Origin of the sequence: Nocardia vaccinii NBRC 15922 (genome assembly GCF_001613305.1) — a bacterium.
Classification (GTDB): domain Bacteria; phylum Actinomycetota; class Actinomycetes; order Mycobacteriales; family Mycobacteriaceae; genus Nocardia; species Nocardia vaccinii.
In genome coordinates this window covers 201136-212343 of the sequence record NZ_BDCC01000035.1, presented here as the reverse complement: position 1 = coordinate 212343, position 11208 = coordinate 201136, and the positions used below count along the sequence as shown (strand labels likewise).

Genomic DNA, 11208 nt, shown 5'->3' with positions numbered 1-11208 from the left:
GTCGATCCGATGAGCCGCTCAATCGGAAGACCGTGGTTGCCGCCGCATGCGGTGCAGGAACGGGCAGCCGCCGGTGGGCGTGCCCGATTCGTTGTCGTCGGGGAGGAAGTACTGTCGCCATTCCCGGTTGTCCGGATCGCCGTAATCACCCAGTACCGACGATGGTTCGAGACCGTCGTCGAATGCGACCAATCTCTTGCGGATGCGTTTGCGCGCCAACTGTCCAGCTCTGGTGTCGGGTTTGATGTTCTCGAACACCCACTGCGGTTGGAAGGTGATGTAGAAGATCGGGCTGTACCGGCTGCGGCGGCGGACGTGCGCCGGATTGCTGCAGACCACGAACATCGGCGTGCCCTCGAAGACGTACTCCCACATGGGATCATCGGTCTCGGGCGGAATGTTCTCGGGCCACGGGACGGGGTCGCGGTCGTGCAGATCCTGCAGGATGTCCCAGAACGTCCGGTAGTACCCGGACAACGTATCGTCGGGTTCCCTGGTCCGGAAGAAGACGATCAGCGAGGTCTCGCGGGAGATGGTCCGGTATATCCCGAGATATCGCCGGAGAACGACGCGGAGTTCTTCACCTGCACCGGGATCGTAGAGTTCGTCGATGAATCCGAATCGCAACCCCTCGGTCAGCGCCCCACGCACCGCGAATGTGCACGGAAAACCGTTCTCGGGCAAGCTGATCAGGTCCAGCAACTCCGTGCCGTGCTTGATTCCCCATTCCGGCAGGGGGCCGAATGTCATTCGGCGCAGACGGTCGGATTCGGTTGGGCCGGTACCGCTTTCACCCTCCATCAGATGATCTTCTGCAATAACTCATCGGGAATGATGGGCTGGTGATATGTGCACACGCCGGACAACACGGTGGAGCCGTGCAGTCGTGATACCGGAATGAGAATCTTGTCGCCGGTGAACAATTCGATCTTGTGGGTGGCGTTGTTCCAGAAGTGCATCTGTCCCTCCTCGATCATCACCAGCCGATGTTCGTTGTGCACATGGGTGGTCGAGGTCTCCTCCTCGCTCTCCACGAAGGTGTCCAGATCGACGACGATGTTGTTGTCCGCGAGGTAGTGGGCGATCTTCTCGGCGTACTCCTGATGCAGTTCGATCTGATCGGCCCAGCTCAGCTGGGCGGCCAGATCCTGATGCCACAATCCGTGCAGCCGCTGCGCGGCGGCGAATCCGCGCCGGAAGGCGTGCGGTGCGTCCTCGCCGTAGGAAGTCACCAGGGCATCGAGGACTCCGGGCAGGAATTCGTCGAGGTCGACCGACCAGCCGATGCCGAGGTCGAATCCGGCGAAATTCGTCTCCGCCGGCAAGCCGCGCTCGAGGATCGGCCGCAGCGCGGCGGTGTCACGCTGTCCGGCTAGATGTGAAAACGCTGCCGCGCCAACGAGTTCGGGCAGCCGACCCGGATCGGCGGCCAGCGACAGCAGATGATTGCCCCGCGCGAGGGACGTGCCCAGCAGCAGTTGCCAGTGCCCGCCCGGGGTCTGCGACAGGCTCGCGGCTGCCAGCAGGTCGCGATAGGCGGCGCGGAGCGAGATCCACCGCTGATAGGAGCCCAGCAGTGCGGTTTGCAGCCCGTCGAGGTGACGCGGATATTCGCCGATGCCCGTGCGGCCGAGCGCCTCGCGCACGGCGGGGATGAAGCCGTGGTACTGCATGGTTACGAAGACGGCGGCTTCTCTTGTGCCGGTGAGCTTTTCGATCAGCCGCACGGCCTCCGGAGAGCTTTGCGACAGGCGCTGGGCGGTGGTTCGCACCAGCTCCAGCGCGTCCGCGGCACAGGTCTGCTCGCCCTCGGCGGCATCGTCGAGGAAGTCGAACAGGTGACGTTCCAGGACCGGACGCGCCAGCGCGGACCGCACCCGGTTCTCCCGGCTGTAGAAATCGGCGCGATCCCGGCCGACCGTATCGACGCCGTCGGCGGGCGCGATGAGGGTGGACTCGAGGTCGTAGATGTTGCGCAGCATGCGATGTCCGAGCAGGGCGCTCAGGCGCAGCGCGCGCTCCGGCGGCATCGTGTCGTGGTACTTGACCCAGGCCAGATCGTCGGGCCGCACCGGCCTGCGGTACGGGTTGCCGGGCGTGGTGAGTTCGCTCCATTCCGCGGCGCGGAATGCCGGATTCGAGGCGAACGCGACGACGATGGCGTTCGGATCGGTGGTGTCTGGGAGGTCCGGCAGTGGCCGGTGGACAGTGCCCACGTTCTCTCTATCCCTTCGGTCACAGGAACCCAGTACGGAACGAACCGCCTAAGGGAACCCTTAGTGAGGCAAGGCTACATTAACAATTTGGTGCGTCGGCGTCGAGACCTTGCGTGCTGTCACGCGAGGGAAACTGTTGTGGCGCAGGCGAATACGTGACCGCATCGGGGCATGCGGGGATGGCGCCACGACGAGATCGTTGCGGCGCTGCCAGTGTGGCGAGGTCAGAGCTTGGCGAATACTCCGTCGAACTCGGTCGGCAACCAGGAGGTGGTCCGTGCGGTCGGGAACCTCTCGGATGTCTTACTTAGGTAAGGCAATCCTATAATGGTCACCTGTTCAGGTAAAGATCGTTCCCGCGCAGCCGCCACGACCTGGCTCGCTGTTGCTCGCGCCAGAACCGGGCGTACTCGCCGTCTGCGGCGAAAAGCTCGGTGTGCGAACCGGATTCGACAACCTGACCGCCCCGCAGGTAGACCACGTGATCGGCATCGGCGATGGTGGAGAGCTGATGGGCGATGATGAGCAGCGTCCGGCCCCGGCCCAGTTCTCCCAGGGCCGCGGCGATCGCGGCCTCGTTCCGGGCGTCCAGGGCCGAGGACGCCTCGTCCAGCAGGACGATCGGTGCGTCCTTGAGCAGCGCTCGTGCGATCGAAACCCGTTGGCGCTCACCGCCGGACAGGATGTTCCCGCCCGCGCCGACCGGATTCTGCCAGCCCTGCGGCAGGCGTTCGACGATGGAATCGACCTGGGCCAGACTCGCGGCCCGGCGGACCTCGGCCTCGGTGGCGTCCGGCTTGCCGACGCGGATATTTGCCTCGAGGGTGTCGTCGAAGAGGTAGACGTCCTGCGGCACCAACGCGATTCGGTCCATCAGGTCCTCGCCGCGCAGGTCCCGCACGTCCACGCCGTCGACCCGCACGCTGCCCGAACTCGCGTCCCAGAACCGGGCCACCAGGTTCACGATCGTGGTCTTACCGGAACCGGATGGGCCGACCAGTGCGGTGGTGCTGCCCGCGGGCACGGCGATGTTCACCCCGGAGAGCACATCGACGTCCTCGCGGTAGCCGAAACGCACATCGCGCAGTTCGATCGCGTTCCCCGTGCTCGCGGCCTTCACCGACGATTCCGGTTCGGCCAGTTCGGGATGCGACAGCAGGGCATCGATGCGGCCCAGTGCGGCGGCCGAACCGCCGAGCATCAGCAGCGCCGTGGAGATCTTGCCGATCGGGCGCAGCGCCCAGATGCCGAAGACCGCCGCGGTGATCAGCCGCGCGAGATCGGGCGGCCCCACATGCCAGGCGCCGCTGCCGATCACGACCGTGACCGCGAGCACGATCACGAAGCCGAGCTGCACGCTCAGCTCGCCGACGTTGAGCCCGGCCGTGGCCCGCAGGATCTGCTTGTTCGTCGTCGTGTACCGGTTGTGCAGGGCTGTGGACAACTCGCCCAGGCCCCGGTCCTCGCGGCCGCTCGCGCGCAGCACGGGCTGGGTCTGCGAGAACTCGATCAGCCGGGCATTGGCCTCCGCGACCGCGGCGGCCTCGTCCGCGTCCGCCCGCGCGATCGGCCGGGCGACGGCGCGTTGCAGCGCCCACAGCAGCGGGAGCACGATCAGTACCGCCACGGCCACCGGCCAATTCAGGAACAGCAGGACCACCAGCACGATCGCGGGCGGGATCACCGTCTCGGCAATCGTCCTGAGCGCCATCACAACTCCCAGCGGCGCCTGCGAGCCACCGGTGACCAGCGCGGTCACCGATCCGGCGCTGGTCGAGTCGAACCAGCCCAGCGGCAGCGCGATGATCTTGTCGGCCAGTCGGGCGAACAATTCGCGCCGCAGCGTCGCGGCCACGTGCGTGCCGAGATGTTCCATGACGGCGTTGACCGCCCAGTAGCCCGCGACCACGACGGCGAGCGGGATCAGCCACCACCCGGCCGTGCCGGCATCGCGGCGCAGCAGCGCGAGCAGCACCGGAACGCACAGCGCCACAGCGGCTCCCTCGAGGACGGCGTTTGCGGCGCTCGCGGCGATGAGCAGCCGGACGCGCCGGCGTGCGGCCTCGCTGAAGATCCTGTCGAGAAGGGCGATCATGCGCGCGCTCCGATCGTGCTGGTCTGCAACTGCCACAGTTTCGCGTATTCGCCTGCGGCGTCGAGCAATTCCCGATGGGTGCCACGTTCGGCCACCGCGCCGTCCACCAGCACCGCGATCTGATCGGCGTGCACGACCGTGTGCAGGCGGTGCGCGATGACCAGCAGGGTGCGTCCGCGAGCCAGCTCCGAGAGCGCATCCTGCACCGCCGCTTCGGATTCCGGGTCCGCGTAGGCGGTCGCCTCGTCCAGGACCAGTACCGGGGTGTCGGCCAGCAACGTCCGCGCGATGCTCAGGCGCTGACGTTCGCCGCCGGACAGCGCGGCGTCCTCGCCGAGGACGGTGTCGTAGCCGTCCGGCAGCGCGAGGATGCGGTCGTGGATCTGGGCGGCTCGGGCAACGCGTTCGATATCCCGCGCGGTGGCGTCGGGGCGGGCGAGGGCGATGTTGTCCCGCACGGTCGCGCGCAGCAGCGCGACGTCCTGGAAGACGAATCCCACTGTGCCGTAGAGCCGTTGGGCGTCCAGTGTCGAGATCGGCACGCCGTCGATCTCGACACTGCCCTCGGTCGGATCGTAGAACCGTGCGAGCAGCTGACCGACGGTGGACTTGCCCGCACCCGAGGGACCGACCAGCGCGGTCATGGTGCCCGGCGCGAGTTCCAGATCCAGATTCCGCAGGACCGTGCGCTGCCCGTCGTAGGAGAAACTCACATTCCTCATCGAGACCCGCCGGGCGCCTTCGGCCGCGGGCAGTGTCGCGGGCGCGGCGGGCTCGTGCATCTCGGGGACGTCCAGGATCCGGCCGATGCGCTCGGCCATCGCCTGTGCCTTGTCCGGCATGGGCGCACCGATACCGAGCTTGGGCAGGATCAGGTGCAGGTACAGCGGAGTGGTGACGTCGAACAACGTCAGCCCCAGCAGCAGGAACGCGATGATGTTGACCGGCTCGGCATCCCACGTCGCCAGCAGCAGCGTCGCCAGGGCGAGCACGATCAGCGCGACCGTGCCCGGCGCGACGGTGGCGCGGGTGCATGCGCGCAGGGTCGCGATGTCGTCGGTCAGACTCTCGTCGGCGTCGGCGTAGTCGGCGGCCGCGCGCCGGAACCGCGCGTGTGCGCCGTAGGCGGCCCCCGGTGTGCCCGCGGTGTCGTCGGCGCGGTGGAACACCTTGGACACCGTGATGCCCTGGACGAGCTCGACCGCGGCCGAACCCATCTGCGCCGAGGCGCCCGCCACCGCCCCGTAGGCGGGAATGATCTTGCGGGTCAAGAAGTTTCGGATCAGTTGAGCGATGGTGACCAGGACGACCACGGCCAGCGCCGGCCGCCAGTCCAGCACGAACAGATAGACGACCACGGCGATTCCGGCGACCACGGATCCGGCGAGTTCCGGCTTGCGGTGGGCGACCTCCTCGTGCAGACCCGCGACATCGTCCTGAACGACGGCCTTGGTCTTGCCCGCGGCGTCGGAGGAGTACCAGCCCAGCGGGAGCCGGGCCAGGTGTCCGGCCAGCCGCATGCGCAGTGACAGGCCCAGGTCGGCGTCGGCGCGATGGGCGACGATCGAGGACGCGATACTGCACAGCGCACCCAGCACCAGTGCGACCGCCGCGACGAGTACCCAGACCCACAGATGTGTGTGCGAGGCGCCGCCCTCCAGGACGAGTCCGGCGATGTTCACCGTGGCGATGACCGGGACCACCGCGAGCGCGGCGGCCACTGATTCGGCGACTGCCGCGACGGTGACGGGCCCGCGTACCTGTGCTGTCAACGTAGCGACGCGCTGTCCAACGTCGTTGGCTACCATGGAAACTCCCTTGTGGTCACGAGTTGTCGCAGCTCGGGAATGCGGCAACGGTGCCGTACCGCTGTTCGCGTTCTTTGGTTAGGCTAAGCTTAACTCAAACATCGCGGCGTGGAGCGACGCCCGGTCACCAGGAGGAATCTCGTGCCGTCCATGCCCGGATTGCTGGCCACCCTCACCGAGAAATCTTTCGGCTATCGCGCGAGTATCGCGTCGGTCGAGCGGGTCTCGCCGAATTTCCGCCGCGTCGACCTGCGGGTCGAGCCGCTGAAGTCGGGTTGGAAGGCAGGGCAGGAGGTCCAATTCCGGATTGACAGCAACACCTTCCGTCACTACTCGGTGATGACCGTGGACGATGCGGGCACGGCGATCTCGGTGCTGTTCCATCTGGGCGTCGACGGCCCCGGCAGTCGCTGGGCCGCCGCGCTGAACACCGGCGACGAGGTGATCGTGCTGGGGATGAACACGCCCGCGCCGAAGCGGCTCGGTGATCGATACCTTTACCTGGGTGACGGATCCGCCGTCGGCGCGATCCACGGCCTCGCCGCGAGACAGAACGCGAACGGTACGGCGTCGGGTGCGGTCGAGGTGCCCGCCGAGGATCGCGAGATCCTCGCGGGCCTGCTGCCCGGAATCGATGTACTCCCTGCCGTGGCCATCCCCGGCGACGCGGTCGCCGACTGGCTCGAAGCGACCGCGTCGACCGAGGCCGGTTACGACGCGGCCGCCCTGTTCGGGCACGCGCAGTCGATCCAGCGTCAACGCCGAATCCTGTTGGACCGCACCGGTTTGTCGCGCAAAGCGATCACCACCAAGCCCTACTGGGCGACCGGCAAGGTCGGTCTGTGAGGGATCGAGTGCCGTCCGCTCGAACCGCGTTACTCGGGACGGCCGCGACACCACACGGGCTCGGCCCGCCATCAACGGCGTGATCGGCTCGGGGCGCGACGGTGGCGGACCGGCGATGAGGGGCCGATCCGCTACCGGCTCGTCGTTCGTGTTCGGATGAAAACCGCTGCCGATCGCTGTAGCGCACCGCGAGATTCAGGTCGTGCAGCACTATCGCCACGGTGCTGCCCGGCTCGGCGGACAAGCGTATGCTCGTCCCGGTCTCAATTATGAGCAATTGACTGCGCATTGAAAGAGAACTAATCTGCGCATCATGGGTCAGGCAATCGGAACAACCGGCACCCTTCCTCCCTTCCATCTCGCGATCCCGGTCCTCGACATCGAGGTCGCTCGCGAGTTCTACGGAAATGTGCTGGGCTTCCCCCGGGGCCGCTCCGACGAGAAGTGGACCGACTGGAACGTGCGTGGCCACCAGGTCGTCACCCACGAGGTCGGCGGCGATCCCGACGCGGCCGTTCGCGGCACCAATCCCGTTGACGGACATCAGGTTCCGGTACCGCACTTCGGTCTGGTGCTGTCCGTCGAGGAGTTCGGCGAATTGGCCGAGCGGCTGCGCGCGGCCGGCACCGATTTCGTGATCGAGCCCTACGTGCGGTTCGCGGGTGAGCCGGGCGAGCAGTGGACCATGTTCTTTCTCGATCCGTCCGGAAACGCGTTGGAGTTCAAGGCGTTCCGCAACATCGACCAGCTCTTCGCAGTCTGAGCCCGATGGCCGAGGACACCGCCGAGATCGCGGGCGGGGACGACACCACCGGTGACGGTGTACTCGCCCGCGACTTCCTGCTCCGGGTCGGCGAGCGCATCCGGGCCACCCGGATCGATCGCGGTCTGACCGTGCAGCATCTGGCCGACCTGTCCGGGGTCAGCCGGCGGCTGCTCACCCAGATCGAACACGGCCAGGCGAACCCGAGTCTCGTCGCCGTGACCCGGATAGCCCGCAGCCTCGGTACCGAGTTCACCGAGCTGATCGGCGCTGCCGGACCGGCCGAGAGTGCCGTGGAACGTGTTCCGCCCGAAAGGTATTCGCTGGTCTGGACCTCGCCCGCGGGCAGCTCGGCGCACCTGCTGGTCTCCACGACCGGCGTGCGCACCGCCGATCTGTGGTCCTGGACGCTGTCCCCCGGCGACAGCTACCGCGGCCTGCCCGACCCGCTCGGTTCCTTCGAACTCTTCCACGTCACCCGAGGCCACCTCAGCGTGCTCGCCGACGACGTCGAAGTGACCATGGCGGCAGGCGAATCCGGCCGCCTCCGCAGCGACCGCCCGTACAGCTACCACAACCACGGCACCGACCCGGTCGTCTTCCTCCGGACCGTCGCCCTCGCGGGCAACACCCGCACCCCCCGCTCCAGAGGCGACGATCGGTGAGGCCACATCCCGGCTGGACCTTGGCGCGCAGGTGATTTCGTGCCGCCGACGTGTACAGAGGCGTGCGTCGGGCCCTCGATCGTGGTGAGGCTGTAGGTGATCTCGGTTCGTCTGGACTGTCGGGGGCCGACGGGATCGGTGTCGGTCGCGATGTCCCACGGACCCCCGCCCGGGCCGGTTGTCCGGCGCCGTTCGCGTTCGCCGCGGGCTCGTCTGCCGGTGGCGGGCAGTGCGTGCGAGGCGGCGTTCGTGCGCGACACGATTCACCGACGATGCCGGTGACCTCGTGCCGCGGGCGGCCGATCGTCCCGCACGTCTCGCCGTGGCGCGACAGCGGGCGGCTGGTTCGAGCGATTCCGAACGCGTGCGGTCCCCGGCAGGACCGGCGGGCGCGCGGACGTGAGTAGTGTCGGTTGCGGACCGAGACTACGGAGGTACGGGTGGCGGGCGAGCGTGGAAGCGGGTGGCTGCGGGGAATCGGTGATCGGGTGCGGCGGATCATCGAACGGCCGGGCAGTGCGGATCTGCTGCGGTATCGGCCGGTGGTCGATGCGGCGGGCGAACTCGAGGACGAGTTCCGGGAGCTGTCCGCGGAAGGCTTGATCGAGGCGGCCCGGCAGGTGCGCGCCGAGCCCGATCGGCCGTTCGGGGCCGATGAGCTGGCGCGGATCTGTGCGCTGGGACGCGAGGCCGCGCGCCGGGCGCTGGACGAGCGTCCGTTCGACACCCAGTTGCTCGGTGTGGTCGGGCTGCTGCGCGGATACGTCGTCGAGATGGCCACCGGCGAGGGAAAGACCCTGGCGGGAGCGCTCGCCGCGGCCGGATTCGCACTGCGCGGCCGCCGCGTGCACGTGGTCTCGGTGAACGACTACCTGGCCCGCCGCGACGCGGAGTGGATGGGCGAGCTGTACGGGCTGCTGGGCGTGACGGTCGGCTTCGTGGATCAGCACACCGATCCGCAGCAGCGTAAGGACGCCTACGCCTGCGATGTGACCTATGTGCCGGTGAGCGAGGTCGGCTTCGACGTCCTGCGCGACCGGATGTGCACCGATCCCGCCGAGATCGTGCTGCCCGATCCGGACGTGGTGATCGTGGACGAGGCCGACTCGGTCCTGATCGACGAGGCCACGGTACCGCTGGTGCTGGCGGGCGCGATCGACCACGGCCACGCCGACATCGATGTCGCGCACGTCGTGCGCGATCTGGTCGAAGCGGTGCACTACGAGGTCGACGGCGACCGCCGCAACGTCTTTCTCACCGACGCCGGCATCGACCGCGTCCAGGGATTGCTCGGCGATGTGGATCTCTACACCGTCGAAGGAGCCGATCAGCTGACCCGAATCCAGCTCGCCCTGCACGCGCACGCCCTGCTGCACCGTGACGTGGACTATCTGGTCCGCGACGGCAAGGTGGAGTTGATCAACGCCGCCCGCGGCCGGGTCGCGCGGTTGCAACGCTGGCCGGACGGACTGCACGCCGCGGTGGAGGCCAAGGAGGGTCTGGACACCACGCCGACCGGCACGATTCTGGATTCGATTCTGGTGCAGGCGCTGATCGGCCGGTACCGCACCGTGTGCGGAATGAGCGGTACCGCCGTGGCGGTGGCCGATCAGCTCGCGGAGTTCTACCGGCTGGAGACCGGCGCGATCCCGACCAACGTACCGTGCATCCGCACCGACGAACCCGATCGGCAGTTCCACACCGAGGACGCCAAATTCGACGCCATCGTGGAATATGTGCGCTCGGTGCACGAGCAGGGCCGTCCGGTGCTGCTGGGCACCGCGAGTGTGGCCGAATCCGAGCGGATCGCCCGCACCCTGGTCGACGCGGGCATCGGCGGTGTGGTGCTCAACGCCAAGAACGACGCCGAGGAGGCTGGGATCATCGCGCGCGCAGGCGAATTCGGCCGCGTGACGATTTCCACCCAGATGGCCGGTCGCGGCACCGACATCCGGCTGGGCTCGGTCGACGGCGAGGATTATGAGCGGGTTGCCGAGCTCGGCGGGTTGTGCGTGGTGGGCGCGGGCCGCTATCACACCGGGCGGCTGGACGATCAGTTGCGCGGGCGAGCCGGCCGGCAGGGTGATCCGGGCAGTTCGGTGTTCTTCACCAGCCTCGAGGACGAGGTGCTGGTGGACCACGTCCGGCCGGTGCAACCCCGGAAGGTCGACGAGGACGGCCGCGTGCACGACGCTGACGCGCAGCGCGCCATGGATCATGCCCAGCGGGTCGCGGAGGGCGAACATCTGGCGACGCACCGCAACACCTGGCGCTACCACCACCTGATCACGATTCAGCGCGACGAGGTGCTGCGGCATCGCGCAGGGGTGTTGCGAGACGGCTTGGCCGCCGAGCGAATCCGGGAGTTGTGCGGCGAGCATTACGAAAGTTCCGAAAAGGAGGCGGGAGAGGCGGCCACCGCCGAGGCCGCCCGGCTGATCGTGCTGCACCATCTCGATCGGCGCTGGAGCGAACACCTGTCCTATCTCGCCGATGTGCGCGAGGGCATCCACCTGCGCGCCCTGGGCCGGGAGACGCCGATCGACGAATTCCACCGCATCGCCGTCGAGGAGTTCGGCACCTTCCTGGCCACGGTGTACGACCGGGCCGCGGATGCCTTCGATCGGGCCGAAATCACCGCCGACGGCGTGGATCTCGAATCGGCCGGAGTCGAGGGTCCCTCCTCCACCTGGACGTATCTGATCAACGACAACCCGTTCGGATCACATGAGCGGCGCTTCGCCGATTATGTGGGCGGCAAGGTGCGCCGGAGCGCGGTCGCGCTGGGTCTGCGGGAGTAGGGCGCGCACTCACC

At 67.8% G+C, this 11208-nt stretch carries 8 protein-coding genes; 4 read left to right on the top strand and 4 right to left on the bottom strand.

Features of this window, described 5'->3' with window-relative positions; translation table 11 throughout:
* Nucleotides 1-18 precede the first annotated feature (18 nt).
* The 4 genes from NV1_RS23775 to NV1_RS23760 all read right to left on the bottom strand — a co-directional run bounded on the left by NV1_RS23775 (nt 19) and on the right by NV1_RS23760 (nt 6119).
* The gene (locus tag NV1_RS23775) at nt 19-750 is read right to left on the bottom strand and encodes a YqcI/YcgG family protein (RefSeq protein ID WP_067895485.1); all 732 of its coding nucleotides are present in this window, start codon (nt 748-750) and stop codon (nt 19-21) included.
* A 50-nt stretch (nt 751-800) separates the two neighbouring features.
* Nucleotides 801-2216 (bottom strand): cupin domain-containing protein, encoded by a 1416-nt coding sequence (locus NV1_RS23770; RefSeq protein ID WP_067895276.1) that lies wholly within the window; start codon nt 2214-2216, stop codon nt 801-803.
* A 331-nt stretch (nt 2217-2547) separates the two neighbouring features.
* Complete coding sequence (locus tag NV1_RS23765) at nt 2548-4311, bottom strand: ABC transporter ATP-binding protein (protein ID WP_067895273.1); 1764 nt, start codon at nt 4309-4311, stop codon at nt 2548-2550.
* Nucleotides 4308-6119, bottom strand: coding sequence for an ABC transporter ATP-binding protein (locus NV1_RS23760; protein WP_067895271.1), 1812 nt, complete (start codon nt 6117-6119; stop codon nt 4308-4310). Before NV1_RS23760 ends, NV1_RS23765 begins: the two co-directional genes overlap by 4 nt.
* 150 nt (nt 6120-6269) lie before the next feature.
* On the opposite strand from NV1_RS23760, the gene NV1_RS23755 reads away from it, so the two are divergent.
* The 4 genes from NV1_RS23755 to secA2 all read left to right on the top strand — a co-directional run bounded on the left by NV1_RS23755 (nt 6270) and on the right by secA2 (nt 11194).
* Nucleotides 6270-6965 (top strand): siderophore-interacting protein, encoded by a 696-nt coding sequence (locus tag NV1_RS23755; protein ID WP_084525692.1) that lies wholly within the window; start codon nt 6270-6272, stop codon nt 6963-6965.
* Between the two features lie 313 nt (nt 6966-7278).
* On the top strand, nt 7279-7728 hold the full coding sequence (locus tag NV1_RS23750) for a VOC family protein (RefSeq protein ID WP_067895265.1): 450 nt from the start codon (nt 7279-7281) through the stop codon (nt 7726-7728).
* Nucleotides 7729-7733: 5 nt separating this feature from the next.
* Nucleotides 7734-8393, top strand: coding sequence for a helix-turn-helix domain-containing protein (locus NV1_RS23745; RefSeq protein ID WP_084525691.1), 660 nt, complete (start codon nt 7734-7736; stop codon nt 8391-8393).
* Nucleotides 8394-8833: 440 nt separating this feature from the next.
* Nucleotides 8834-11194: an accessory Sec system translocase SecA2 gene (gene secA2 / locus NV1_RS23740; protein ID WP_218027199.1), complete on the top strand. Its 2361-nt coding sequence runs from the start codon at nt 8834-8836 to the stop codon at nt 11192-11194.
* Nucleotides 11195-11208 lie beyond the last annotated feature (14 nt).